General features: G+C 72.1%; 20 protein-coding genes. 10 read left to right on the top strand and 10 right to left on the bottom strand.

Going from position 1 to position 24,961, the window contains the following annotated elements:
• Window positions 1-59: 59 nt before the first annotated feature.
• Window positions 60-941 carry a GNAT family N-acetyltransferase gene (locus OG252_RS47135; RefSeq protein WP_329344215.1) on the top strand — a complete coding sequence of 294 codons (882 nt, stop codon included), beginning with the start codon at window positions 60-62 and terminating at the stop codon, window positions 939-941.
• 4 nt (window positions 942-945) lie between these two features.
• On the opposite strand, the gene OG252_RS47130 is transcribed toward OG252_RS47135, so the two are convergent.
• The 4 genes from OG252_RS47130 to OG252_RS47115 form a co-directional block, all read right to left on the bottom strand.
• Window positions 946-1,878: an NAD-dependent epimerase/dehydratase family protein gene (locus OG252_RS47130; protein ID WP_266445707.1), complete on the bottom strand. Its 933-nt coding sequence runs from the start codon at window positions 1,876-1,878 to the stop codon at window positions 946-948.
• 66 nt (window positions 1,879-1,944) lie between these two features.
• Window positions 1,945-2,904 (bottom strand): NAD-dependent epimerase/dehydratase family protein, encoded by a 960-nt coding sequence (locus tag OG252_RS47125; RefSeq protein ID WP_266445705.1) that lies wholly within the window; start codon window positions 2,902-2,904, stop codon window positions 1,945-1,947.
• A 286-nt stretch (window positions 2,905-3,190) separates the two neighbouring features.
• On the bottom strand, window positions 3,191-3,967 hold the full coding sequence (locus OG252_RS47120) for a GNAT family N-acetyltransferase (protein WP_329344212.1): 777 nt from the start codon (window positions 3,965-3,967) through the stop codon (window positions 3,191-3,193).
• Between the two features lie 40 nt (window positions 3,968-4,007).
• Window positions 4,008-4,397 carry a MerR family transcriptional regulator gene (locus OG252_RS47115; protein WP_329344210.1) on the bottom strand — a complete coding sequence of 130 codons (390 nt, stop codon included), beginning with the start codon at window positions 4,395-4,397 and terminating at the stop codon, window positions 4,008-4,010.
• Window positions 4,398-4,456: 59 nt separating this feature from the next.
• Between OG252_RS47115 and OG252_RS47110 the strand changes: the two genes are divergently transcribed.
• From OG252_RS47110 to OG252_RS47095, 4 genes are all read left to right on the top strand, one after another.
• Window positions 4,457-5,665 (top strand): MFS transporter, encoded by a 1,209-nt coding sequence (locus tag OG252_RS47110; protein WP_329344208.1) that lies wholly within the window; start codon window positions 4,457-4,459, stop codon window positions 5,663-5,665.
• 41 nt (window positions 5,666-5,706) lie between these two features.
• Window positions 5,707-6,192, top strand: coding sequence for a nucleoside deaminase (locus tag OG252_RS47105; protein ID WP_329344206.1), 486 nt, complete (start codon window positions 5,707-5,709; stop codon window positions 6,190-6,192).
• A gap of 158 nt (window positions 6,193-6,350) precedes the next feature.
• Window positions 6,351-10,667, top strand: a complete 4,317-nt coding sequence (locus OG252_RS47100; protein WP_329344204.1) for an aminotransferase class I/II-fold pyridoxal phosphate-dependent enzyme — start codon at window positions 6,351-6,353, stop codon at window positions 10,665-10,667.
• 49 nt (window positions 10,668-10,716) lie between these two features.
• Window positions 10,717-11,448, top strand: coding sequence for a class I SAM-dependent methyltransferase (locus OG252_RS47095; protein WP_266448923.1), 732 nt, complete (start codon window positions 10,717-10,719; stop codon window positions 11,446-11,448).
• Between the two features lie 83 nt (window positions 11,449-11,531).
• Here OG252_RS47095 and OG252_RS47090 read toward each other — a convergent pair whose 3' ends face one another.
• Complete coding sequence (locus OG252_RS47090) at window positions 11,532-12,221, bottom strand: chaplin (RefSeq protein WP_329344202.1); 690 nt, start codon at window positions 12,219-12,221, stop codon at window positions 11,532-11,534.
• A 304-nt stretch (window positions 12,222-12,525) separates the two neighbouring features.
• Between OG252_RS47090 and OG252_RS47085 the strand changes: the two genes are divergently transcribed.
• Entirely contained in the window at window positions 12,526-14,121 is a 1,596-nt protein-coding gene (locus tag OG252_RS47085) for an alpha/beta hydrolase (protein WP_329344200.1), read from the top strand.
• Between the two features lie 78 nt (window positions 14,122-14,199).
• Window positions 14,200-15,297 carry a baeRF3 domain-containing protein gene (locus tag OG252_RS47080; protein WP_266445693.1) on the top strand — a complete coding sequence of 366 codons (1,098 nt, stop codon included), beginning with the start codon at window positions 14,200-14,202 and terminating at the stop codon, window positions 15,295-15,297.
• A 16-nt stretch (window positions 15,298-15,313) separates the two neighbouring features.
• Here OG252_RS47080 and OG252_RS47075 read toward each other — a convergent pair whose 3' ends face one another.
• Window positions 15,314-15,724, bottom strand: coding sequence for an SsgA family sporulation/cell division regulator (locus OG252_RS47075; RefSeq protein WP_266445692.1), 411 nt, complete (start codon window positions 15,722-15,724; stop codon window positions 15,314-15,316).
• A 394-nt stretch (window positions 15,725-16,118) separates the two neighbouring features.
• Between OG252_RS47075 and OG252_RS47070 the strand changes: the two genes are divergently transcribed.
• A complete protein-coding gene (locus OG252_RS47070; RefSeq protein ID WP_329344197.1) occupies window positions 16,119-17,555 on the top strand; it encodes a PP2C family protein-serine/threonine phosphatase in 1,437 nt (478 codons plus the stop codon).
• Between the two features lie 34 nt (window positions 17,556-17,589).
• On the opposite strand, the gene OG252_RS47065 is transcribed toward OG252_RS47070, so the two are convergent.
• Window positions 17,590-19,083, bottom strand: coding sequence for a DNA-binding protein NsdB (locus OG252_RS47065; protein WP_266445688.1), 1,494 nt, complete (start codon window positions 19,081-19,083; stop codon window positions 17,590-17,592).
• Window positions 19,084-19,340: 257 nt separating this feature from the next.
• Between OG252_RS47065 and OG252_RS47060 the strand changes: the two genes are divergently transcribed.
• Both OG252_RS47060 and OG252_RS47055 read left to right on the top strand, forming a co-directional pair.
• The gene (locus OG252_RS47060) at window positions 19,341-20,483 is read left to right on the top strand and encodes an aminoglycoside phosphotransferase family protein (protein WP_266445686.1); all 1,143 of its coding nucleotides are present in this window, start codon (window positions 19,341-19,343) and stop codon (window positions 20,481-20,483) included.
• Between the two features lie 269 nt (window positions 20,484-20,752).
• Window positions 20,753-22,726, top strand: a complete 1,974-nt coding sequence (locus tag OG252_RS47055) for an N-acetylmuramoyl-L-alanine amidase (protein ID WP_329344196.1) — start codon at window positions 20,753-20,755, stop codon at window positions 22,724-22,726.
• Between the two features lie 5 nt (window positions 22,727-22,731).
• Here the strand turns inward: OG252_RS47055 and OG252_RS47050 are convergent, their stop codons facing one another.
• From OG252_RS47050 to OG252_RS47040, 3 genes are read right to left on the bottom strand one after another with little or no spacing between them, the layout of a single operon-like run.
• Window positions 22,732-23,229, bottom strand: a complete 498-nt coding sequence (locus tag OG252_RS47050) for a hypothetical protein (protein WP_266445684.1) — start codon at window positions 23,227-23,229, stop codon at window positions 22,732-22,734.
• Between the two features lie 55 nt (window positions 23,230-23,284).
• Complete coding sequence (locus tag OG252_RS47045) at window positions 23,285-23,884, bottom strand: CGNR zinc finger domain-containing protein (protein WP_329344194.1); 600 nt, start codon at window positions 23,882-23,884, stop codon at window positions 23,285-23,287.
• A 44-nt stretch (window positions 23,885-23,928) separates the two neighbouring features.
• Window positions 23,929-24,831 (bottom strand): universal stress protein, encoded by a 903-nt coding sequence (locus OG252_RS47040; protein WP_329344193.1) that lies wholly within the window; start codon window positions 24,829-24,831, stop codon window positions 23,929-23,931.
• Window positions 24,832-24,961 lie beyond the last annotated feature (130 nt).

Here is a 24,961-nt window from a genome sequence, read left to right as displayed (position 1 = left end):
GCGCCTCACGACGGCTAGCTTCGGCCGCTCGCGCCCGCATCGACCGTGACGGAGCTCCGTTGACCCTGCGCATCACGCCGCTCGCCGATCCCGAGGTCCGTGCCTCCAGCCGTCGGCTGGCCTGGCTGGCCTCCGGAGCCGATGAGGTTCCGCTCGGGTCGGCGTTCCTCCGCCTGTTCACGAGGGAGGGCCAGCAGCACCTCGCCGAGCTGGAGATCGCGGTGCACGGCGCGGAGCGGCGACGTGGCGTCGGCACGCGGCTGCTGGACGCCGCGGTGGCCGCGGCGCGCGAGGAACAGCGGCGGTCGGTTCTCGCGCAGGCCGAGCAGGGTTCCGCCGCCGATTCGTTCCTGGCGGCGCGGGGTTTCCGCCGCGTGCTGGGGCTGACGTACACCCGGCTGCCGCTGGCCGACGCCGACCTCGCGGGGCTCGAGAAGCTCGTCCGACTCCCCTGTCCCGGCTACCGGTTGACGGAGTGGGACGGCACCGTTCCGGACGAGCTGGCGCGCTCGTACGCCGACTCGCGGCGGGCCATGGACGACATGCCGATGGAGGACACCGACTACGGCACGGTCGTCTGGGACGTGGAGCGGGTGGTCGCGGCGGCCGAGGCGGTCGCGCAGCGCGGGGAGCTGCTGCACACCGTGGCCGCCGTGGACGCATCCGACGGATCCGTGGTGGGCTTCTCCGAGTTGGTCGTCCCAGGGGACGGCCGGGGCGACGGCCGGCACTACGGTACGGCGGTCCTCCCCGAACACCGCGGCCACGGCCTCGCCCGCTGGATGAAGGCCACCTCGATCCTCCGGGCCCGCGCCCGGCACCCCGAACTCGCCGGGCTGTGCACCGACACGGCGGACGGCAACGCCCCGATGCGCGCGGTGAACGACGCGCTCGGTTACGTACCGACGCATCGGGCGGTGGAGTACCAACTCGACCTGTAGAGGCTCATCCAGCCGTGACGTTCATCGCCGCGAGGCCGTCCCGGGTGGACGGATACGCCGGCGTCCACCCCAGTTCCCGCTCCGCCTTCGCCGTGGAGACCCGCAGCGTCGTCGACATCACCGCGTGGGCGTACGACGCGGGCTTCATCAGCCACAGCGGTACGGTCATCGGCTTCGGCAGCCCGAACTGCTCGGCCACGCACAGCATATGGGCCCGGAAGCCGAGCGGCGTGCGGTCCGCGACGTTGTACGCCTGGCCGGGCCGGCCGCGTTCGACGGCCGCCACCACCGCCCGTGCCGCGTCGGTGAGTTCCACCCACGGCAGGACCCGGCCGCGGTCGTCGGGAACGGGCAACTGCCGCTTGCGGAGCAGGGGAAAAAGGGCGTCGGTGCCGCCGGGGCCGTAGAAGAGGCCGAAGCGGAGTGCGATGCCTTCCAACCCCGGGGTTTCGAAGGTGAGGTGCTCCTTGGTGCGCATGGCCGCGAGGTGCCCTTCCAGTTCCGGTGAGGTGCCGTGCGGGCCGAAGGGGTCGTCCTCGGTGACCGGGTGGTCGCCATGGTCGCCGTAGCCGTATCCGAAGACCATCGACTCGGTGATGAAGCGGCGGGCGCCGACGGTCTGTGCGGCCTCGACGAGGTGGGCGGTGCCCTCGGTGCGCAGGGCGTTGGTGGCGTGCATGCCGCGGTGGCGCATGGGGGCCTTGCGCAGGGCGGTCGCGGCGTGGATCACCGTGTCGAAGCGGTGTCCGTCGACGGCGCGCAGCAGCCCGTCGCGGTCCATGAGGTCGGCGCGGAGACCGGCTGCCGGTCCGCGGCCGAGCCCGGTGACCTTGTGACCGGCCTCGGTCAGGGCGCGGGCGAGGTGTCGGCCGAGGACGCCGGTCGCGCCCGCGAGGAGGATGCTCCGGTGCTGGTGGTTCGTGTCGTTGGTCGCCATGTACCTACGACGGATCGGGCCTGCGGGGATGTGACATCCCGGCGGCATCGCCCCCCCCACCCCGCCTCACTGCTGCGCGAGCCACTCGCCGTACCAGGTCACCGTGGCGTCGACCGTCTCGGTGAGCGGTGCCGGCGTGGCGCCGAAGGCCTGCTCGAAGGCGGAGGAGTCCACGATCTGGGGCTCGGTGTGCTGGTAGAACATCTCCGCGTACTCGGCGATGAACTGCTCGTCGAACGGCCCGAAGGGGCGGAGCTCCGCCAGAACCACGACGTCGAGCGGCCGGCCGACCCGCTTCTCGATCATGGCGTGGATGTCGCGGGTGCTGACGGCGGGCGCGGTGGGCAGGTGCCAGACGCGGCCGTCGCCCTCCGGGTGCTCGCCCAGGGTGGCGAGCCCGGCGGCCACGTCCTGGATGCTCGTGTAGCTGTGCGGCAGGTCGATGTCGCCGAGCCCGAGGACCGTGCCGCCGGTGAGTGCTCCCGGGAACGTGGTCGCGCCCAGGGTCGAGTTGAGCACGCCCGGGCCGACGAAGTCGGCGGAGCGGCCCAGGGACACCCGGACCCGGCCCTCGCGGTGCGCGGCGAGGTACTTCTCGTCGAGTTCGGCGCGCATCCGGCCCTTGCGGGTCGTCGCCTTCCAGGGGGTGTCCTCGGTCATCACCGCTCCGCCGGTCTCGCCGTACGGATAGAGGGTGTCGAGCACGACCAGCCGGGCGCCGGACGCCTCCGCGGCGCCGAGGAGCGCGTCCTGGATACGCGGCATCACCTCGACCTGGAGGTGATAGCCGACGTTGACGCAGTGGTACACGACGGCGGCTCCGGCGACGGCCTCCAGCGCCCCCTCCACCGTGCTGACGTCGGCGGCGTACCGCTCGGCCCCCTCGATCGCCGGCCCCTCGCCCTTCCGGTCGACGAGGCGCACGGCGTGGCCGCGGCGCACGAGTTCGCGGGCCAGCGCGGTGCCGGCGGGGCCGGAGCCGAGGACGGTGTGCAGGGAGCGAGCGGAGTTGGCGTGGGCAGTCATGGTGATCCCTTTCCCTGGAGGTGCGAGTGCCTGTCACTTCCGTTAGAGACTATAACCATTACGCCAACCGCTAGCAAGAGTGGGGGTACTCGGACTGCCGTTAGGGCCTGTCACCAGGAAATTTGCGCAGGCGGTGCTCTCACCACCGTCGGGGGCGGTGGCGCCGGTCGTGGCACAGATGAAGGCCTGGGGGATGACGGCCCGGCGGTGGGGGCATGCGACTGGACCGCGACGGCACCGCCGAAGACCGTACGGATCCGCCGAGGACCGTACGGAAAGGGCCGGCCTACGGCACGTACACGTACGGCGTCGTCGTGCTCAGCGGAGCGAAGCCGAGGCGCTCCAGGATGGGGCGGCTCTGACTGGAGGCGTCGACCTGGAGGTAGCGGTAGCCGCGGTCGACGGCGGCACGGGCCCGCTGGGCGACCAGCGCGCGGTAGATGCCACGGCCGCGCCAGGCCTCGACGGTACCGCCGCCCCAGAGGCCGGCGAAGCGCGTACCGGGCACGAGCTCCATGCGGGCGGCGCTGACCGGCGTGTCACCGGCGAGCGCCACGACGGCGACGACGGTGTCCGGGTCGTCCGTCAGCCGGGCGAGCAGCTGGTGGCGCAGCCGGGAGCTGTCGGTGCCGAACGCCTTCTCGTGGACCTCCGCCACGAGGTCGACACCCGCGGCATCGGTGGCGGGAAGGAAGCGGATGCCCTCGGGCGGCTCGGCGTCCAGGGTCAGATCGGCGACCTCGGCGATCATCAGCGTCTCCTCGGGCTCGGGCGTGAACCCGGCGGCCCGGAGCCGCGGCCCGAGGTCCATGGGCAGGTCGTGCCCGTAGAGCTTCCACTCGAAGTCGAGGCCGAGAGCGGAGTAGTGGGCGACCTGCTCGGCGATCGCCGCGTCGGCGCTCGCCTCGTCCAGGTCCGACCAGACGACGCCGTTCCAGCCGTGCGCGGCGGCGACCTGACGGACCACCCGCCCCGCCTTCTCGATCCGTGCGCCGGGGCCGTCCGGCTGGGCGCCTTCGCGCATGTCCCGGTCGTAGAGGGCGAGCACCGCAGCATGATCCATGCGTTCACTCCAGCACCCGGGCCCGGCCGGGGCAACAGCTTTACAAGTCCTCCTCCTTCGGCCGTACGACCGGCTGTACGACGGTGAGATACGCGCGCAGCCGGTCGCGGTTGCGGGCCAGGCAGTCGATGCGCGCCTGGATGCGGTCGATCTCGCCGCTCAGCAGCGCGGCGGTCTGCGGGGTCAGGCACTGCGGGGGCAGGTGGATCTCGTCGGGGCCGGACAGATAGGGCAGGATCGCCCGGATCATCTCCGTGGTCAGCCCGGAGTCGAGCAGTCCGCGGATCTGCTGGACGTCCCGGACGTCGGTCTCCCCGTAGTCGCGGTAGCCGTTGACGGCCCGGTCGGGATGGAGCAGGTCCTGTTCCTCGTAGTAGCGCAGCAGCCGGGTGGGAACGCCGGTCCGACGGGACAGTTCGCCGATCCTCATGACTTCCTCCGGGAGTCGGCCTTGCCTTCACACTGATGTGAGGGTTTCAGCATGGTCGCATGTCCACCTCATCCATGGCCGGATCCCTGGCCAAGGGCACGGCCATGCCCGCGCTGCCGTGGCCGGGCCTGCTGGCCCTGTCCACCGCCGCCTTCACCGCCGTCCTGACCGAACTGCTGCCGGCGGGGCTGCTCCCCCGCATGGCAGGCGACCTGGGCGTCTCCGAGGCACGCGTGGGGTTCCTGGTCACCGGCTACGCCCTCGCCTCGTTCCTGGCCGCGATCCCGCTCACCGCGCTGTTGCGCGGACTGCCGCGCCGGCCGGTGCTCGTCGGCACGCTGCTGGGGTTCGCGGCCGCCAACGCGGTGGTCGCGCTGTCCTCGTCGTACCCGCTCACCTTCGCGGCCAGGCTCGTCGCCGGCTGCATGGGCGGCACGCTGTGGGCGATGCTCGTCGGTTACGCGGCCCGGATGGTGCCGGCCGAGCGGCGCGGCCGGGCGATCGCGGTGGTGCTCGCCGGGATCACCCTCGCGCTGTCCCTGGGTGTGCCCGCCGGGACGGCGCTGGCCGGGGCGCTCGGCTGGCGCACGGCGTTCGGGGTGCTGTCCGGGCTCGCGGTGCTGCTGGTGGTCGCGGTCCGGCGATGGGTGCCCGGTTTCCCCGGGGAGGCGGCGGGCACGCGGATGCCGCTCGCCCGGGTGGCGGTGCTGCCGGGGATCCCGGCCGTCCTGTCCGTCACGCTGTTCCTGCTGCTGGGGCATCAGGTGATGTACACGTACGTCGCCCCGTTCGCGGCGCATGCCGGGTTCGGCCGTACGGGCCTGGTGCTGCTGGTGTTCGGGGCGGCCACGGTGGCCGGGATCTGGGTCACCGGGGTGCTGGTCGACCGGCGGCTGCGGCCGACCCTGCTCGCCGCGCTCTCGCTCTGCACCGCCGTGATGCTCACGCTCGGCCTGTACGCCGGCACGCCCGCCGTGCTCCTGGTCTGTGTGGCGCTGTGGGGCGTGGCCTTCGGCGGTGCACCGACGCTGATCCAGACCGCGCTGGTCGACGCCTCGGGGCCCGCCCACGGGGACGTGGCCACCTCCCTGCAGACCACCGTGTACAACGCGGGCATCGCCGCGGGTTCGCTCACCGGCGGTGTCGTCCTGGAGAACCTGGGCGCCGGGGCGCTGCCCTGGACCGCGCTCCCGCTGGTCGCCCTCGCGCTGGCGACCGTGACGCTCGGCCGCCGGTACGCCTTTCCGGTCGCACGCCGGCGACCGTAGTCTGCGCCACGGAGATCACATCGCGAGGAGGGCGCCACGCCATGGTCGTGAAGGACGCGGAGCTGCCGTACGTGCGCCGCTGTGTGGAGCTGGCGGCCCGGGCGCTGGAGGCGGGGGACGAGCCGTTCGGTTCGGTGCTGGTGGGCGCGGACGGCACGGTGCTCGCCGAGGACCACAACCGGGTGGCCTCCGGGGACCGCACCCGCCACCCCGAGTTCGAACTGGCGCGCTGGTCGGCGGAGCGTCTGACGCCCGAGGAGCGGGCGGCCGCGACCGTGTACACCTCCGGCGAGCACTGCCCGATGTGCGCGGCCGCGCACGCCTGGGTGGGCCTCGGCCGGATCGTGTACGTCGCCTCCTCCGAGCAACTATCTTCCTGGCTGACCGAGTTGGGGGTACCCGCGCCCCCGGTGCGGACCCTGCCCATCAACGAGGTGGCGCCCGGCGTGCAGGTGGAGGGCCCGGTTCCCGAACTGGCCGAGGAAGTGTGCGCGTTGCACCACCGCTTCCATCGCGGCGAGCACTGACGGCGACACCGCCGGTCACCGGCGCGACACCGTACTGATCCGCCCGAGATGCAGGCGGCGCCCTGCGGTGCCTACGATCGATTAAGACCCAGGCCAGGTGACCGCCCGGTCTCCTCCGTCGGGGGGAGGCGCTTGCCTTGCTGCCGGCACATCGGCTGATGGCCGCTCATCTCACGCTGGTGACGGCCGCCACGGCCGTCTATATGACGGTTCCCGTGGCCCGTACCCCCTCGTGGGCCGTCATCGGCCTCACCGGTGTCGCCGCCATACTGACCGGCACCCATCTGAACCGGCCCGCGCACCGCTGGCCCTGGTGGGTCCTCGCGGCCGGACTGCTCACCTTCGTCACCGGCGACACGTACTACAACGTGATGGAGGAGTACTTCCTCGCCTCCAACCCGTTCCCCTCCGCCGCGGACGCCTGCTATCTCGCCACCTACCCGCTGTTCGCCGTCGGACTGTACGGCCTCTTCCGCTACCGGTGGGCGGGCCGCGACCTGCCCAGCCTCCTCGACGCGCTGATCGTCACCGCGGGCCTCGCGCTGCCCGTGTGGGTCTACCTGGTCCAGCCGCTCACGGAGGTCGAAGGGCTCACCTGGCAGCAGCGGGCCATCAGCATCGCCTATCCCCTCGGTGACGTGCTGGTCCTGGCGCTGCTGGCCCGGCTGCTGAGCCCACGCCCCCTGGACGGTCGGAACCGGTCGGTGCAACTCCTGGTCGTCGGCACGACGACGCTGCTCGGCTTCGACATCGCCTACGGCATCCTGCAGCTCAACGCGACGTGGCAGACGGGGACGCTGCTGGACGCCGGGTGGATCGCCTTCTACACGGCCTGGGGCCTGGCCGCGCTGCATCCTTCGATGGTGGAGCTGACCGCCGCAGTGCCGCAGCGGGCGTCCCTGCTGCCGCCGCCGCGCCGACTGGTGCTGCTCGCGGTGGCGACGCTGATCGCACCGGGGATCCTGCTGTACGAGGGCCTCACACAGAGGGCGCACAACGCCGCCGTGATCGCCGTCTTCTCCGGCCTGCTCTTCCTGTTGGTCATCCTTCGCCTCGCGGGAATGGTCGTGGCACACCGCCGGGCGGTGGCGCGGGAACACGCGCTGCGTTCGGGGGCGGCGTCGCTGGTGTCGGCCGTCCGGCAGCAGGAGGTGGCACGGTCGTGCGAGGCGGTCGTCGACACGCTCCTGGGGTCCACGGTCCGCCACCGGACGCTGCTGCTGCCCGCCGAACGGGCGGCAGGCCTGGCCCCCGGCCACACCCGGTTCATCGCCGCCGACGACCTCGGTCCCGAACTCGCCGCCGAGCTGGAGAGCCTGCCGGCCATTCTGGTGTGCCCCATGACCCAGCCCGGCCGTCCGGCGTCCGCAGAGGTGCCGGGCGTACTGCTGGTCGCCGGTCCGCACGGGCAGCTCACCGAGACGTGGAGCTCCCTGGAGATCCTCGCCTCGCACGCCGGGCTGGCGATGGAACGCGTCGTGCTGCGCCAGGAGGTCGTGCGCCGGGAGAGCGAGGCGTACTTCCGCACCCTGGTGCGCAACGCCTCGGACGTCATCCTCATCCTGGAGGACGACGACACCGTCCGGTACGCGAGCCCGTCCGCGGCGTCCGTGTTCGGCACCGCGGACCTGGCCGGCGCGTCGCTGCCCGACCTGCTGGATCCCCAGGACCGGCAACGGGCGACCCGGGAGCTGGCCTCGGTACGGGAACACGGGCCGCGCACGCGGCACGACCACTGGTGGGTGCGGCACCGGGGCGACCGGGTCGAGGTGGAGGTGCGGTGCAGCGACTTCCGGGACGAACGCACCGTGGCCGGGCTGGTCGTCACACTGCGTGACGTCACCGAGCAGCGCCGGCTGGAGCACGAGCTCACCCAGCGGGCCTTCCACGACTCGCTGACCGGGCTGCCCAACCGGACGCTCCTGCTGGAGCGGATCGAGCGCGCCCTGCTGCGCGGCCGCCGCGAGTCGTCCCTGACCTGTCTGCTCTTCGTCGACCTGGACGACTTCAAAATTGTCAACGACACCCTCGGGCACTCGGCGGGCGACCACCTCCTCACCGCCGTCGGGCAGCGCCTGACCGGGGCGCTGCGCCGCACCGACACCGCGGCCCGGCTGGGCGGCGACGAGTTCGCCGTACTGATGGAGGACGCGCGGGAGCCGCTGGACGCCGAGCTGCTGGCGGCGCAGGTGATCCAGACGCTGTCCCGGCCGTTCACACTCGACGGGGAGTCAGTGACCGTGTCCGCGAGTGTGGGCGTGGCCACCGCGCACGACAGCACGGACGCGGAGGAACTCCTCAGCCACGCCGACCTGGCGCTGTACGCGGCGAAGACGGCCGGCAAGCGGCAGTGGCGGCGGTTCCGGCCGCTGCTGCGGGCCCGGATGGTCGAGCGGCACGATCTGCAGAGCCGGCTCGCCCGGGCTGTCGCCGAGCAGGAGTTCACCCTGCGCTACCAGCCCGTCGTGGACATCGCCGCGGGCGAGGTGGTCGGCTTCGAGGCGCTGGTGCGCTGGCCGCGTGCCCCGAGCCCGCCCGTGCCGCCGGAGCAGTTCATCACCCTGGCCGAGGAGACCGGACACATCACGCCCCTGGGGTCGTGGGTCCTGGAGAACGCGGTCCACGACATCGCGGAGCTGCAACGGCTGCCGGGGCCGGGCGGACCGCCGTACGTCAGCGTGAACGTGTCCGCCCGGCAGTTCCGCGACATCGGGTTCGTGGACCAGGTCGGCCAGGCGCTGCGTACGCCGGGGCTGGCTCCGGGGTCGCTGCAGCTGGAGCTGACCGAGACGGTGCTGCTGCGCCGCGACGGCCAGATCCAGGCGGTGCTGCGGGCCCTCAAGGACCTCGGCGTGAACATCGCGGTCGACGACTTCGGCACCGGCTTCTCCTCGCTGCGCTATCTGCGGGACTTCCCCATCGACGTACTGAAGATCGACAAGACGTTCATCGACGACATCGCGCACGACCCGCAGCAGGTCGCACTCGTCGAGGGCATCGTCCGCCTCGCCGACACCCTGGGTCTCCAGGTGATCGCCGAGGGCATCGAGGAGACGAGGCAGCGGGACCTGTTGGCCGGCATGGGATGCCAGTTCGGGCAGGGATTCCTCTTCGCGCGGCCGATGACCGTGGAGCAGAGCGAGCGGATCCTGCGGCAGCGGGACGGAAACGGAAACAGTCGCGCGGCCGGGACCGGCGCCGGTGTCGCACGCAAGGCCGCGCGCCACAAGCCACCGGGGCGGGAGGCGCGCTGGGCCGACCTCGAACACCTGCGGCGGACCAGTCCGATGACCGACGCGGTCATCGACGAGGTGCGCGGCCGGCACATCCGCAGCCGCGGTCACCAGCTGATCGACTTCGCCTCCTGCAACTACCTCGGCTTCGACTGGGACCCCGAGATCGCCGCGCGCATCGAACCCGCCGTACGGCAGTGGGGCACGCACCCGAGCTGGTCGCGGCTGCTGGGCAGTCCCCGGCTGTACCCCGAGATAGAGGAACGGCTGGCCGCGCTGCTGGGCGCGCCGGACACACTGCTGTTGCCGACACTGACCCTCATCCACTCCGCGGTGATCCCGGTCCTCGCCGACGGTGGCCATGTCTTCGTCGACGCGACGGCGCACAGCACGGTGTACGACGGCTGCGTCGTCGCCCGCGGACGCGGCGCCACCCTGCGCCGCTTCCACGCCGAACGGCCCGAGGAACTGGACGCGTTGCTGTCCTCGGCACCCGCGGGCACGCCCCGCCTGGTCTGTCTGGACGGCGTGAACAGCATGAGCGGCAACGTCTGCGACCTGCCCACGCTGGCCGCGGTCTGCCGTGACCGGGGCGCGACACTGTACGTCGACGACGCGCACGGCTTCGGCGTGATCGGGGAACGCGGGCCGGGCGAGCCCTGCCCGTACGGCTCGCGCGGCAACAGCGTGGTGCGGCACACCGGCGAGTCGTACGAGGGGATCGTGCTGGCCGGAGGCTTCTCCAAGGCGTACTCGTCGCTGCTCGCGTTCCTCGCGCTGCCCACCGACCTGAAGAACCGTCTCAAGACGGCCGCCGCGCCCTACCTGTACTCGGGGCCCTCCCCGACGGCGTCCCTGGCCACCGCGCTGGCCGGGCTGGAGGTCAACGACCGCCGCGGCGACGCCCTGCGCGCCGACCTGTACCGCAAGACGGTCCGGGTGCTCGACCATCTCGACGGCCTCGACGTTTACACCCTCAACACGGACCGGCTGCCCATCGTGGAGATCCCGCTGGGGAACCCGGCCGATCTCGACGCGGTCGCCGCGTTCCTGTGGGAGGAGGGCATCTACGTGACGCTGGCCGCGTATCCGCTCGTACCGAGGGACCGGGTGGGCTTCCGCGTCCAGATCACGGCCCTCAATTCCGACGAGGACATCGACCGCCTGACCGGCACCCTGACCCGGCTGGGGGCACGGTTCCCACTGCGGTCGAAGGAGCGAGAAGGCCATGTCAAGGGCTGAGAGGACCACGCCTGTGACGGCGAGAGCCAGGCCGACGGCCGGCAGGGCCGTGCCGACGCACAACGACGACGTGGACTGGGACAGCTGGCCGGTGGCGGACTACCTCGCCGAGAACTACCGCGAGGTACACCCCTCGGACGCGGCGGTCATCACCCACCACTCCGCGTTCTACCGGCGGCTCGCACCGGGCGCCGTCGGCCGCTCGGTGGAGTTCGGGGCCGGCCCGAACCTCTACCCGCTGATCCTCGCGGCCGCGGCGAGCCGCCGTATCGACGCCGTCGAGGCGGGGGCCGGCAACGTCGCCTACCTGGAGCGGCAGATCCTGTGCGGGCCCGACGCCAGCTGGCTGCCGTTCCACGCGCTGTGCCGGGAACTGAACCCTGCTCTGCCCGCAACTTTGGCCGCGTCGCTGGCCCACGTCGACGTCGTCCACGGCGACGTCCGGGACCTCCCGCCCGGCGCGTACGACCTCGCGTCCATGCACTTCGTCGCGGAAGGAGCGACCGAGGACCGCGCGGAGTTCGCCGAGTTCTGCCGGGTCTTCGTGCGCTGTGTGGCACCGGGGGGCCATCTGGTGGCCGCGTTCATGGAGAACATGCCGACCTATCGCGTCGGGCCCGCGTCACGCTGGCCGGGCTGCCCGGTCAACCCCGAGATCGTCACGGAGGTGTTCGCACCCCTGAGCCGGGAGCTGAGTGTCACCCGCATCGACGCCGACCCGACACTGCCCGATTACGGCGACTCGGGGATGGTGCTGCTCACGGCGGTCTCGGCGGCGTGAACGCCTGTGCGACCCAGGCCGGGCCCCACCGGGCATGACCGGTGGGGCCTTCCGTACTCATAGAGGGTGCGGTGAGGGTGCAGTCAGCGCGTCGCGCGTGGGCGAAAGCGCCGGTGCACGGCCGCTCCGCCCAGGACCAGCGCCGCGCTTCCCAGTACGGCGGGCAGCGTCCGGTCCGTTCCCGTGTCCGCCAGTTGTCCGGCGGTGAAGTGTGGCCGCGGGGCGGGCGGAGCCGCCTCCCGTCCCGGGTCCGCCCTGGGCGGCTCGGTCGGCCTCGGCGCCGGCTGCTCCGGCCGGTCGGGGCGCTCGGGGCCGTCGCCGGAGGTGTTGACGGACTCGTTGCCGACGGCCGGGTTGCCGACGCCGACCACGTTGACGCTGTTGCCGCTGACGTTCACCGGAAGGTGCACCGGGAGCTGTACACCGTTGCCGGAGAGCACACCCGGCGAATCCTTTCCGCCGCTGTTCGCGGTCGCCCCGCCGGACGTCCCGGCGGCGTCGCCACCGGCATCGGCACCGACATCGCCACCGGCGTCCTCGTCGGCGCAGCTGTTGCCCGCCGCCGGGTTGAGCAGCCCCACCACGTTCACGGTGTTCCCGCACACGTTCACCGGGACGTGCACCGGGAGCTGGACGGTGTTGCCGGAGATCACTCCGGGCGAGCCTGCCGCGGCGCCGTTTGCACCGGAGTCCGCGTACGCCGGCATGGCCACTGCCATGGCGCCGGACGCGGCGGCGACGGCGATCACACCGTTTCGGGTAACCCGTCTCATAGGTTCCCTGCCTTCCAGACATGGTCACGGGCACTCGCCCGCACCGGATAGAACGCGGGCGAACCATCCGAGTTATGGCTTATCGGCCTTTCACCCCATCGAGCGTCATGGTTGTCGAACTAACGGCAAAGCAGTCGGAGACGCGTCGAAACCGCCGTATGCGCAGCGGCGGGGGCACAGGGTAGGGCACTTTCCGAGACCCCACTCGTCCGGAGGCGAGCCCTGCGAGCTGCACCTATCGTGATCGAGGGCGCTCGGAAGCGGGCGCCGGTCCCGGTCCGCGGCAGGCTCCCTGGAGGCATCCATGCCGGCCAAGCTGTCGACTCGGCCCCTACTCGGGCGCTGCACGATCACCGGAGGCCTCGTCCTGGTTCTGCTCGGCGCGGGTCTGCCGGCGGTGGCCGCGGAGGACTCCGAGGCCGACCTGTCGCGGTTCTACCGCCAGAAGGTCGTGTGGTCGAAGTGCGACGGCGTGGAGATGCCCGAGGACCTCCAGTGCGGGAAGGTCACCGTCCCCCTCGACTACGCCAGGCCGCGGGCCGGCACCCTCGAGCTGGCGCTCGCCCGCTACCGGGCGACGGGGAGGTCACGCGGCTCCGTGCTGCTGAACTTCGGCGGTCCGGGTGGCCCGGGCGTCAGTGAACTCGCCGCCGGCGGCAAGGACTTCATGAGTCTGACCAACGGCTACGACGTGGTGTCCTTCGACCCTCGCGGTGTCGGCCGGTCCTCACCGGTGACGTGCGGCACCGGGCCCGCGACGGCGCCGGACGAGGACGCGGACCTCGACGAGGATCCGCAGGCAGTCCTCAAACAGCTGCGCAAGGTGGCCGACACGTGCACCAAGCACTCCGGCCCCGTCCTGCCCCACATAGGCACGGTGAACGCCTCGCGCGACCTGGACATCATGCGCCAGGCCCTCGGCGACAAGAAGCTCAACTACCTCGGTTTCTCCTACGGGAGCCGGCTCGGTGCGGTGTACGCGGCCCAGTTCCCCGAGAAGGTCGGCCGGATGGCGCTCGACGGCGTGGACACGCTCACCGAACCGCTGACCGAGCAGGGCGTGGCGGGTGCCGCGGGTCAGCAGACCGCGCTGGAGGACTTCGTCGACTGGTGCGTGAAGGACATCGCCTGTCCGTTCGGCACGGACGCGCGCACGGCCCGGGAGGAGGTCGTACGCCTCGTCGACTCGCTCGACCAGGATCCGGTGCCGACGGACTTCGGCGAGGACTTCACCGGCCAGGACCTCGTGGGCGCCATCGGCCAGGCCCTCTACAGCAAGGAGTTGTGGCCGTCCTTGGAACGGGCACTCGCCTCACTGGTCGAGGACGGCGACACCGGGCCGCTCCTCTGGTTCTCCGGCGGTGGAACGGCGTTCCGTGCCGGTGGAGGCATCGCCCTGCGCGCCGACAACGGCACGGACGGCGGCCTCGTCGACCAGGAGGACGTCCCGCTCGACAATCTTCCGGCGGCGCTGATGGCGATCAACTGCGCGGACGATCCCGACCGCCCCAGCGCCCGCCGGATCACCAGGGAACTCGGCCGGCTGCGCGCCGAGTACGAGCAGGCGTCGCCGGTGTTCGGCCGCTACCGGCTCACCGAGGTGCTGACGTGCTACGGCCGCCCCAAGGGCACCGACTTCATCCGCGACGAGGTGCGTGACGTCCGTACCCCGAAGATGCTCCTGGTGGGCACCCGGGGCGACCCGGCGACACCGTACCGCTGGACCGTGGAGACGGCCGAGCGCCTGGGCGACTCGGCCGTGGTGCTCGACAACAAGGGCGAGGGCCACACCGGTTACGCCTCCTCCAAGTGCGTGCACCGCAAGGTCGACGCGTTTCTGCTGTACGGCTCCCTGCCTCCCGACGGCAGCTCCTGCGGGCCGGAGGACGACGGCCGCTGAGGTACGCCTGCCGTGTCCGGGTTGCCCGACTTGGCTGCCCCTAATGCCCGATCGGCGATTCAGCCCTATCGTGCTGTTATGGAGCACGCACTCAGTCCCACCACTCTCACCGAGCTGCGGCGCCCGCGCCCCTATCCGGCGGTCTCCGTGCTGACGCCGACGCATCGCCGGGAGCCCGAGAACGCCCAGGATCCGGTCCGGCTGCGCAATGTCGTGGCCGAGGCCAAGAAGCAGCTGGAGGCCGATCCCGCGGTCCCCCGGGATCGGCGCCTGGACGTCACCCGGCAGCTCGACCAGGCCCTCGCCGAGGTCGATCTGTCGCACGCCGGGGACGGCCTGGTCATCTTCGCCGCTCCGGGTGAGCACCAGGTGTGGTCGCTCGCCCGTCCCGTGCCCGAACGCGTGGTGCTGTCGGACACCTTCCTGACCCGCAACCTGGTCTCCGCGCAGGCCGCCGAACGGCCGTTCTGGGTGCTGTCGGTCTCCGCCGACCAGGTCACCCTGTGGAGCGGCGGTACGGACCGCGTCACCGAGGAGCGCACCGGCGGCTTCCCGCTGTCGCGGAGCCGCGAGAACTTCGACGCCGAGCGCCAGCAACGGATCGGCGATCTGCGGAGCACTTTCCGGGACGAGGGCACCCGCCAGTTCCTGCGCGAGGTGGACACCGCGATGAGCACGCTGCTGCGCGAACAGCCGAGGCCGCTGTACGTCACCGGCGAGACGGCCGCGCTGTCCCTGCTGGACGAGGTCGGCAGCATCACCAAGAACGCCGTCCACGTACCGCACGGCGGGCTCGCGCACGGCACCCCCGACGCCGTGTGGCAGGCGATCCGGCCGCTGGTCGCCGCCGAGGCGCGCAAGAGCACCGACTCCGTGGCGCGGGAGCTCGAATCGGCCCGCGGCCACCGGGCGTTCGCGGCCGGGGTCGACGAGCTGTGGCAGAACGCGCGCGAGGGCCGCGTACGGCTGCTGGCCGTCGAGGAGAACTACCGGGTGACGGTCCGCGACGACGGCGGCGACCATCTGGTCCCGGCCGAGGGCGGCGACCTCGACGCCCGCGAGGACATCGTGGACGAGATCGTCGAACAGTGCCTGGAGACCGGCGCCGAGGTGCGCTTCGTCCCGGACGGCGCGCTGGGCGACGCGGACGGGATCGCGGGAGTCCTGCGCTACTGAGGCCCGGCGAGGCACGTCAGACGCCGCCGAAGAGCGAGGCCAGCCCCTGCTCGACGGCGGCGCCGACGTCTTCCCGCCCGGTTCCCACCACCGCGAAGGTCCGCAACAGGAACCGGCGCAGCGCGGCCGTGTCGAACTGGAGCAGGGCCAGTCCATGCGGCGAGTGCAGCTCCAGGACCGTACGGGCCCGGCCGCAGGGCCAGACGTGCACGTCACCGCTTCCCGCCGGGCCGGTCAGCCCCTCCTCCAGCAGGGCGCGGGCGAAGGTCCAGGTGACTCGTTCGCCGTCCAGGGCGACCTCGGGCGGGAAGTCGATGTGCACGGCCAGCGGGTCCGCGCCGGTGTAGCGGAGCGTGGCGGGAACAGGCAGTTCCTGGTCCGCGGCGATGAGACGGGCGCGGGCGGGCTGCTCGAGCGTGATGTCCATGTCTTTACGAGCGCGCAGGTGCCGTTCGCAGTACACCCGAGCCCTCATGAATTCATGTGACCTGCGTCACACACTGGCCGCGCGCCACGGCCCTCTGGCCCGGCCGATCCACCTGTGCCACACTCCCTAGAACACAGTGCCGTCGCACACACAACCGAACACCGCGTCGACCACCCCGCCGGTCCGTCAAGTCACGTACTTCGCCTACGACTTGACCCACCCGGTGCGCTACGTCAGTCGTACGCCGAGCCCGCCCCTGAAGACTGTGGCATATGCCGGAAGCACCACCGTATCGGGTGTTGCCAAATCCCTTACAGGGCGTCGCGGGCTGTGCAACAGTCGTAACGGTCCTTCCGTCCGCCTTGGTCGTACCGTCCCCGCATCGGAGTGCGTCATGCCGTCCCATCTCTCTGCGGACCGCCCAGCCGCCCAGCCGCCCGGACGCGGCTCGGTCGACGCGCTGATATCGCAGGCGCGCCGGCTCAAGGGCGACATGGACGCCGTACGCCGGGACACGCAGAGTGACGGCTCCGACCCGCAGGAGCGGTGGCAGCGCGCGCTGTACGACCTCGCACTGCACCAACTCGACGACCTGGACGAACACTTGGCACAGCTGCGGGACGGCCCGCCGCCCGTGCCCGCCTCACCGGAGGCGGCGCCCGCCGCCCGGGCCGTGCCGTCCACTCCCCGGCGCGGCTCGCTCCTGAGCCGGGTCGGCAGCGCGGAGTGGAACCTGCTGACGGACGAGGCCAGTTGGTCCGGTGAGCTCTACCAGATCCTGGGCCGCGACCCCGCCGCCGCTCCGCTGACCCTGGACGAGCTGCCGGCCCTGGTCCTCGACGAGGACCGCCCGAAGCTGACGGCGCTGGTCACCGACTGCCTCGTCGACGCCAAGCCCATCGACGGCGAGTTCCGCGTGCTGCGCCCGGACGGCGACGTACGGACCGTGCACATGATGGGCGAGCCCGTGCTCGACACCGACGGAAGCACCGCGTCCATGTGGGCGGTGCTGCGGGACGTCAGTGAACTGCGCCGCAGCCAACGGGCGGTGAGCGAGACCCGTGACTCGTTACAGCGTCACCGGCACCGCGCGCAGGCCGAGCACCGGCTCGCGGTCGAGCTGCAGGAAGCTGTGCTGCCGCCGTGGCGCGGCTCCCTGCGGCTCCCGCACCAGGGCCCCGAAACCCTGGATCTCGCGGCCCACTATCTGCCGTCGTCGGCGAGCGCGCTGATCGGCGGCGACTGGTACGACGCGCTGGAGCTCGCCGACGGCGAGACCCTGCTCAGCGTCGGCGACCTCACCGGCCACGGAGTCGCCGTGACCTCGGGCATGGCGACCCTGCTGGGCGCCGTACGCGGCATGGCCATGACCGGCACCCCGCCGGCTCAACTGATGGCCTGGCTCAACCAGTTGCTCGACGCCACCGTGCAGCCGGCCCTCGGCAGCGCGGTCTGCTGCCGCTACCGGCCGACGACCCGCACCCTGGTGTGGGCGCAGGCAGGACACCCCGCCCCGCTGCTGTTCCGCGACGGGACGGGGCGCCGACTGCACGCACCGGCCGGCGTCCTGCTCGGCGCGACCTCAGGAGCCGTGTACGAGCAGGCCGAGGAAACCCTCCGACCGGGCGACCTGCTCCTGCTGCACACCGACGGGCTGGTGCCCGGGCACAGCGGAGAGGAAGAGGGCGCCGTGAACCGTCTCCTCGACCTGGCCCCCCGGTTCGGCGAGGCGCGCACCGCACAGGACTGCGTACGGATGCTGGTGGAGGAGTTCGACGAGGCCGAGCGCGAGGACGACGCCTGTGTACTCGTCGCCAGGGTGACCGCATGACAACAACGGCAGGTCAGGGGCACAGCCCCGGTGTCTATGCCCTGGCGCTGTTGCCGCCCTTCCCCCTCGTCTTCGGCAGCGCCAGCCTGATCTCCTCGCGCAGCTCATTGATCTTCGGATAGGTGGAGTACTCGGCGGTGAGCCGGTACATCTGGCCCAGCCGGTCCCAGGTACGGCGCGAGGAGTTCGACCCCATCGCCATCAGGGCCAGCCGTGCGTACCGGTCCGCCTGTTCGGGGTCGTCCGCGATGAAGCAGGCGGAGGCCATGGACAGGTGGTCGAAGATCTTCGACCGCTCCCGTCCGTCGGTGCGCAGGGCCAGGGCCTTCTCCGCGTAGTGCTGGGCGTGCACGGCCGCGCCCGGCTCGTGCTCGGCCAGCGTGCGGTAGGCCAGGGCCTGCATGCCGTACAGATCCTCCTCCTTGAAGGTCTGCATCCAGCTCGGCGGCGGCACGTCGCCCCGGTCGGAGACGAAGAGGTCCTCCGCTTGTCCGAGGGTGCGGCGCATGGCCTGCCCCTTGCCCATGGAGGCCTGTGCCCAGGCCTCGATGGTGTAGAGCATCGCCCTGGTACGAGGCAGCACCTGTTCGCCGGAGCCGGACTTGGCCAGCTTCATCAGGTCCAGTGCGTCGTCGGGCCGGCCCAGGTGCACCATCTGGCGAGCCGCTCGGGAGAGCGCCTCCCCGGCGCGGGGCCGGTCGCCGCCCTCTCTGGCGGCGTGGGCGGCGATGACGAAGTACTTCTGGGCCGTGGGCTCCAGGCCGACGTCGTGCGACATCCAGCCCGCGAGGACGGCGAGGTTGGCGGCGACGCCCCACAGGCGTCGCTGGAGATGGTCGGGGTGTCGGTAGGCGAGCATGCCGCCCACCTCGTTGAGCTGGCCCACGACTGCCTTGCGTTGCAGCCCGCCGCCGCGGGCCGCGTCCCAGGCCCGGAACACCTCGACCGAGCGCTCCAGTTCCTCGATCTCCTGCGATCCGATGGGGGCGGCCTCGTAGCGGTCGAGCCCAGCGGGGTCGGCGTGCAGGGGGTCGTCGAACTGGGGAGCGTCGGCGGTCAGGGCCGGATCGGTGTGCAGCCAGTCGTGCATGGCATTGCTGAGGGCTGATCCCGCGGCGAGCGCGGCACCCGCGCCCACCAAGCCGCGTCGGTTGAGCATGAGGTCCATTCCCGTGAATTCGGTGAGGACCGCAGCAGTCCGCTCGGGCGCCCACGGCACTCCGTCGGGATGTTCCGCATTCCCGTCGCCCTGCCGTTTCCCCGCACGCCCGTGCCGGACCAGACCGAGGTCCTCGATGGTCACGACACGGCCGAGACGCTCGGTGAACAGAGCCGCCAGCACCCGCGGCACCGGATCGCGCGGGATCTCTCCCGTGTCGATCCAACGCCGCACCCGAGAGGTGTCGGTCGAAAGCTGGGGGTGGCCCATGGCCGCCGCCTGCCGGTTGACCAGCCTCGCGAGTTCACCCTTGGACCAGCCGGCCAGGCCGAACAGGTCCGAAAGGCGGGAGTTGGGTTGTCCGCTCACGTCAAGCCCCCAGGTTCTCGGCTGAGTTGACAGTAGCCCGGTGAGAGTTGCCGGGCGACTATTCGCCAGGGTTCGCCAGGCCTCGCCAGATGGTGTGCCACTGGGCATCGGGTGTCAGGTAGGAAAGCGCCACCCCGACCCGGTCGCCTTCTTGGAACTCTTCCTGGAACACGGGATGCATTCCCCAGGGTGCACCCGGGTGACCGGGCGGGGCAGCGCACTGTCGTCGCAGGCACACGAAGGGATCTGTTTCGCCCATGTACGCAGCATCGTCCTCCGTGTCCGCCCCGCCCCGGTCGCTGCACCCCCGTCCGGTGGGTGGCGGCCCCTACCTCGACCCCGCCCGTCCGGCGGCGGCTCCCGCGCTCGGCGCGGGCAGGCCGCGGCGCGCACCGGGGGTCGGTACCCAACCCCTCAGCGGGAGACTCGACTTGTCCGGCCCTCAGGGCGCCCAGCTGCGCACGGCGATCGCGTCGGTGCACCGGATCTGCCCGGAGTTCGCCCCGGTGCAGGTGCTGCGCCGCAGCGGACGCTCCGTACTCCTGGTCGGCACGACAGGACGCAGCACCGCCGTCGCCAAGTGTTTACTGGACCACTCCCCCGCATGGGCCGAGCGGATCCGCCACGAGATAGCCGCATACCGCTCGTTCGTCCGGCACCGCCCTCCGGTGCGCGTGCCGAGACTGATCGCGGCGGACCCGGACAACTGCACGCTCGTCATCGAGCGGATGCCGGGGCGGGTGGCGGCACTGCACCGGCACCCGGCGGAGGCCCCGCCCCGCGCGGACATCAGGGCGGCACTCGGCGCGGTCTGCCGGCTGAACGCCTGGCGGCCGCCGGCGGGCACCTTCGACGCCCCGCTGGACTACGCCACACGGATCAACCGGTACCACGAGCTGGGCCTGCTCACCGACCGGGATCTGGGCGACCTGCAGAAACTGCTGCACGGCATCGCGGCGACCGCGGGTCGGCACGGCATGGGCCAGTTCTGCCACGGCGACGCACTGTTGTCGAACATTCTCCTGTCACCGGCCGGTCCAGTGCTGGTGGACTGGGAGCACGCGGGCTGGTACCTGCCGGGTTACGACCTGGCGACGCTGTGGTCGGTCCTCGGCGACGCGCCGGTGGCCCGGCGGCAGATCAGCCAGATCGCCCAGTCGGCGGGCCCCGCCTCGCGGGACGCGTTCCTGGTGAACCTGATGCTCGTGCTGACCCGAGAGATCCGTACCTACGAGATGGCCGTGCAGCGTTCGATGCACGACACGACCCCGGCGGCACCGGGACCGGCCCACCCGGGTGCTGCGCCGTCCGGCGAGGAACAACGGCTGCTGCTCAGGCGGCTGCACGACGACTGCCAGCTGGCCCGCCGGGCCGTGCGCGCGGCGGTCGGCACTCGCTGACGGGGACGACGGTCCGCGGTGCGCCGGTCAGCGGCGCACCGCGGACCGTCGTATGTCCGGGTGCACGATCGCCTCGTACGGCTCATTGGTGTACGCCACTGACGCCCCGCAGGCCCGCGGGGCCGGTCCGCGAAACTCCCGCCCACCTGGATTGACGAGGGAAATCGCCTGCTCCTGGGCATCATTGACGGATCGTCGGCAGGCCGGTACCACTGACGGACACCCGGCCCCGCACGGCGCATCGCGCTCGACCGTCCCAGGAGGCTGCATTGCGAGGATCCGCCACCGACCCCAACAGAGCCGCCGGGTACAGCGGCAGGCGAGCAGCAGCAGGGGCGGTGGCCACCGCGGCCCTGCTGCTGCCGCTGCTCGGCGCCGCTCCGTCCGACAGCACCGCACAGTCCTCCGCGAACCGCCTTCAGCTGGCGTTCGCCTCCGCGGCCGCCGAGTACCACGTGCCGCAGAGCGTGCTGCTCGGCGTCTCCTACCTGCAGTCCCGCTGGGACGCGCACGCCGGGGCGCCCAGCGTGACCGGCGGGTACGGCCCGATGCACCTCACCGACGCGCGCACCGCGCTCGCCGAGGCGCCGCCGCACCACAGCGAGGGCACGGAGGACGCGCGCGGCGACGACGCCCGCACTCCCCTGCACCCCGAGGCGAAGCTGCCGGAGACCTCCGAGCTCCCGGCCCGCCTCACGACCCTGCCGAAGGCAGCCGAGCTCACCGGCCTGCCCGCCGAACAACTGCGGACCGATCCCGCCGCGAACGTGGCCGGCGGCGCCGCGCTGCTCGCCGCCGCGCAGAAGAACCTCGGCGAACCGCTGAGCAAGGATCCGGCTGACTGGTACGGGGCGGTGGCCCGCTTCTCCGGCGCGGACGACAGCGCGACGGGGGCGGCGTACGCGGGCGACGTCTACGACGTGCTGCGCACCGGCGAGGAGCGCGTCACCGACGCCGGCCAGCAGGTCGCCCTGGCTCCCCAGCCGGACCTCGCGCCCGACACCGGGCAGCTCGCGCGGACGGGGCTGCGCACGCTCGACACGGCCGGCACCCAGTGCCCGGCCACGGTGTCCTGCGAGTGGATCCCCGCTCCCTACGAGGAGTTCGGCGAGGGCGACTACGGCAACCACGACCTGGGGAACCGTCCGGCGTCCCAGAGCATCGACTACATCGTCATCCATGACACGGAGGGCGCCTGGGAGGGCGTCCTCGACATGGTGCAGGACCCGACCTATGTGTCGTGGAACTACTCGCTGCGTTCGACGGACGGCCACATCGCCCAGCACGTGAAGGCGAAGGACGTGGCCTGGCACGCGGGCAACTGGTACGTCAACGCCAAGTCGATCGGCCTGGAGCACGAGGGCTTCCTGGCGAATCCGGACGCCTGGTACACGGAGGCGATGTACCGGTCCTCGGCGCGGCTGGTGACGTACCTGTCCAAGAAGTACGACATCCCGCTGGACCGGCAGCACATCCTCGGCCACGACAACGTGCCCGGCCCGACCGCGGGAACCATCGGCGGCATGCACACCGACCCGGGCCCGTACTGGGACTGGGCCCACTACTTCGCGCTGCTGGGCCGCCCCTTCGAAGCCACGGCCGACAAGAACGGCGGCCTGGTGACGATCCGCCCCGACTATGCCGCCAACCGGCCGCGGTTCACGGGCTGCGTCGCCCAGGGTGAGCCGTGCGCCGCCCACGGCTCGAGCGCGGTGCGCCTCTACTCGGGGCCCGGCGAGTCCTACCCCCTGATCAAGGACATCGGTCTGGGCACGACGCCGACCACCGGGGTGAACGACCTGTCCTCCCGGGTCTCCACCGGCCAGCAGTACGCGGTCGCGGAGCGCGACGGCGACTGGACGGCGATCTGGTACCTCGGCCAGAAGGCCTGGTTCAAGAACCCGAAGAAGAACCCGACGGCGGTGAACGCGACCGGCCAGGTGGTGACGCCCAAGGACGACCTGCCGAGCGTCCCGGTCTACGGGCGCGCCTACCCGGAGGCGTCCGCGTACCCGGCGGGAGTGCCCGCCCAGACGGTGTCGCCGCTGCCGTACAAGCTGCCGGCAGGCCAGAGGTACGTGGTCGGCGACAAGGTGCCCGGCCAGTACTACTACGCGGTGACCTTCGACGAGGCCTCCCACCAGGTGGTGGTCGGCAAGGACCTGTACTACGAGATCCAGTTCGGCCACCGGGTGGCGTTCGTGCGGGCGGCGGACGTACGCGTGGAGGGGTCGGCCGGGTAGGTGCCTCAGCCCTGCTGGAAAAGCTCCGCGGGGAGCGGCTTCAGCAGGGCGTACAGGTCGTCGGTGATGGGGCGGTCCCAGGCGGCGATGGTCACCAGGACGTTGTCGCTGCGGTCGAACTGCACGCAGGAGATCCGGCTCTCCGACAGCTTGAGGCGGCGCACGATCAGGAGGTTGTCGCCCTGCATCACCGGCATGTCCTCCACGCCGACGACGGTGACCTCCTCGTCGTTCTCCAGCGCCAGCAGCAGCTGGCCGACCTCGAAGGGGACCTCGCCCTCGGTGACCTCGCGGGCCGGGGAGCCCTCCGGGAGGTTGCCGATGATCATCGCGGGGCCGCGACCGCCGAAGAGGTCGTAGCGAAGGTAGACGCCCTGGCAGCTGCCGTCGGGCGCGGGCAGCAGACCGGCGCCCAGATTGCCGGGCCAGTCGCCCGGGTCCATGGCCAGTACGTCGAAGTCGGGCCCGGCGGGCGTGGCGCTACGGCGGCGGAGGAACGACATGCCGCAATGGTACGTGCCCGGGGCCCTCGCGTGACGTGCGGGCGGCTCTTGCGGGCTAGGCACTCCTGCGATGCCGTTCGTGGTGACGGGCGACGCGGGCACGGTTGCCGCAGGACGGCTTGCACCACTCCTGGCGCGGGTGCTCCTTGAGGAAGTACCGCACACAGCGCGGCGCGTGGCAGGCCCGCAGCCGCTGCCGCTCGGGACCGTCGAGAAAGGCGATCGCGGCGTGCGCGAGCACCGCGGTGAGCTCGTCTCCGCCTCGCACGGCCTCATGCCGTACGACGGGTTCGGCGTCCTCGGCCCAGTGCAGCACCGGAACGGTGGGCGTGCGAGCGGCCGCCTCGTTGAGCCGCCGCACGGCCTCGGCCAGGGGCAGGAGGCGGGCCGCGTCGGCGGGGCTCGGTTCGGCGGGCCGTACCGCCCGGGCGAAGAGGGCGCGGACGGCGGCGCGCAGATCACGGACGGCGGCGAGAGCGGCCTCGTCGGCGACGAACCCGGCTGCCTCCGGCAGGCCGTCGGGGCGGGCCCGGACCCAGGCGGTGAGACCGGCGGGGTCGGACAGGTCGTCGGCGACTTTGCCGTGGCCGTCGTGCCGGATGGTCAGGGCGAGGTCGAGGACGAGGCGGGCGTCGCCGCTGATCGTGGCCTGCATGGAGCTAATGATAGGCGCGGCGAATTCCATTAAATGGGGGTGTCTCAGTCCTCCGGCGGCGCCGGCGGCACGACCGCGACCGGGCTCGCCGCGTGCAGCAGGACGGCCTGGGTGACGGAGCCCATCATGCGGGCCGGTGCCAGCAGGCGGCGTCGGTGGCGGCCGACGACGACCAGGTCGGCGTCCTTCGAGGCGGCGACGAGGTGACCGGCCGCGTCGCCCGGTGCGATGTACGGCTCGGCCCGGACGTCGGGGTGCCGGGCGTTGTGCGGGGCGAGGAAGCCCTCGGCGAGGGCCCGGGTCTCACTCTCGACGGCGTCCTGGTCGATCATCACCGGGAGGAGTTCGCCGGGGGCCGCCCAGCTCTGGACGGGCCACGGGTAGGCGGCGACGACCTGGAGGCGCGCGCCGCGCAGGGCGGCCTCGGTGAAGGCGAAGGCGAGCGTGGCCTCGTCGGGGCTGTCCACCTGGAGGCCGACGACCACGCGGGGACCGGGCCCGGCCGGCGCGTCGCCGTGGACCTCGCGGCCGGGCCGGGGCACCACCACGACGGGGCACTCGGCGTCGCGGGCGGCGGCCATGCTGGTGGAACCGAGCAGCAGGCTGGCGAAGCCGCCGCGGCCCCGGGAGCCGAGCACCATCAGCTGGGCGGTGGAGCCGAGTTCGGGCAGCAGGACGCCGATGGCGCCGTCCAGACCGACGTACTCCGTGTCGGGCAGGTCGGCCCGGTTCTCCAGATGAGCGCGCACGTCCGCGAGCACCTGGTCGTCCGCCGGTGCCGGCGCCGGCACGACCGGGGCTCCGGGCTGGGTCCAGGCGGCGTACTGCCGCACATGGGCCACCCGCAGCGGCGCCCCGCGCCGACGGGCGGCGTCGAGAGCCCAGTCCAGAGCGCGCAGGCTGTCGTCCGAACCGTCGACCGCCGCGACCACCGGCAGAGTGCTCATGCGTTCCTCACCTCCGGAGACGACCTTCGCTTCCTGGGGGTCAGCCTTGCTCAGCATCGGCCCCGGGAGAGCGCTCAAGGTCGCGTGTCCGGAAAAACGGTCGGAACACCGCCGGATCGGCCCGTCAGCT

This window comes from Streptomyces sp. NBC_01352 (assembly GCF_036237295.1).
In the GTDB taxonomy this organism is placed as follows: domain Bacteria; phylum Actinomycetota; class Actinomycetes; order Streptomycetales; family Streptomycetaceae; genus Streptomyces; species Streptomyces plumbiresistens.
The sequence above is the reverse complement of the archived record's forward strand: the minus strand, read 5'-3'. Positions and strand labels throughout refer to the sequence as shown.

What these genes read in the sequence shown, in the direction of transcription:
- OG252_RS47050 (WP_266445684.1), bottom strand. Translation starts at nt 23,229, where the DNA reads ATGTCGTTCCTCCGCCGCCGTAGCGCCACGCCCGCCGGGCCCGACTTC.
- OG252_RS47105 (WP_329344206.1), top strand. Translation starts at nt 5,707, where the DNA reads ATGGTCGTGAAGGACGCGGAGCTGCCGTACGTGCGCCGCTGTGTGGAG.
- OG252_RS47060 (WP_266445686.1), top strand. Translation starts at nt 19,341, where the DNA reads ATGTACGCAGCATCGTCCTCCGTGTCCGCCCCGCCCCGGTCGCTGCAC.
- OG252_RS47080 (WP_266445693.1), top strand. Translation starts at nt 14,200, where the DNA reads ATGGAGCACGCACTCAGTCCCACCACTCTCACCGAGCTGCGGCGCCCG.
- OG252_RS47110 (WP_329344208.1), top strand. Translation starts at nt 4,457, where the DNA reads ATGTCCACCTCATCCATGGCCGGATCCCTGGCCAAGGGCACGGCCATG.
- OG252_RS47045 (WP_329344194.1), bottom strand. Translation starts at nt 23,884, where the DNA reads ATGCAGGCCACGATCAGCGGCGACGCCCGCCTCGTCCTCGACCTCGCC.
- OG252_RS47040 (WP_329344193.1), bottom strand. Translation starts at nt 24,831, where the DNA reads ATGAGCACTCTGCCGGTGGTCGCGGCGGTCGACGGTTCGGACGACAGC.
- OG252_RS47090 (WP_329344202.1), bottom strand. Translation starts at nt 12,221, where the DNA reads ATGAGACGGGTTACCCGAAACGGTGTGATCGCCGTCGCCGCCGCGTCC.
- OG252_RS47125 (WP_266445705.1), bottom strand. Translation starts at nt 2,904, where the DNA reads ATGACTGCCCACGCCAACTCCGCTCGCTCCCTGCACACCGTCCTCGGC.
- OG252_RS47100 (WP_329344204.1), top strand. Translation starts at nt 6,351, where the DNA reads ATGGCCGCTCATCTCACGCTGGTGACGGCCGCCACGGCCGTCTATATG.
- OG252_RS47115 (WP_329344210.1), bottom strand. Translation starts at nt 4,397, where the DNA reads ATGAGGATCGGCGAACTGTCCCGTCGGACCGGCGTTCCCACCCGGCTG.
- OG252_RS47070 (WP_329344197.1), top strand. Translation starts at nt 16,119, where the DNA reads ATGCCGTCCCATCTCTCTGCGGACCGCCCAGCCGCCCAGCCGCCCGGA.
- OG252_RS47130 (WP_266445707.1), bottom strand. Translation starts at nt 1,878, where the DNA reads ATGGCGACCAACGACACGAACCACCAGCACCGGAGCATCCTCCTCGCG.
- OG252_RS47120 (WP_329344212.1), bottom strand. Translation starts at nt 3,967, where the DNA reads ATGGATCATGCTGCGGTGCTCGCCCTCTACGACCGGGACATGCGCGAA.
- OG252_RS47085 (WP_329344200.1), top strand. Translation starts at nt 12,526, where the DNA reads ATGCCGGCCAAGCTGTCGACTCGGCCCCTACTCGGGCGCTGCACGATC.
- OG252_RS47075 (WP_266445692.1), bottom strand. Translation starts at nt 15,724, where the DNA reads ATGGACATCACGCTCGAGCAGCCCGCCCGCGCCCGTCTCATCGCCGCG.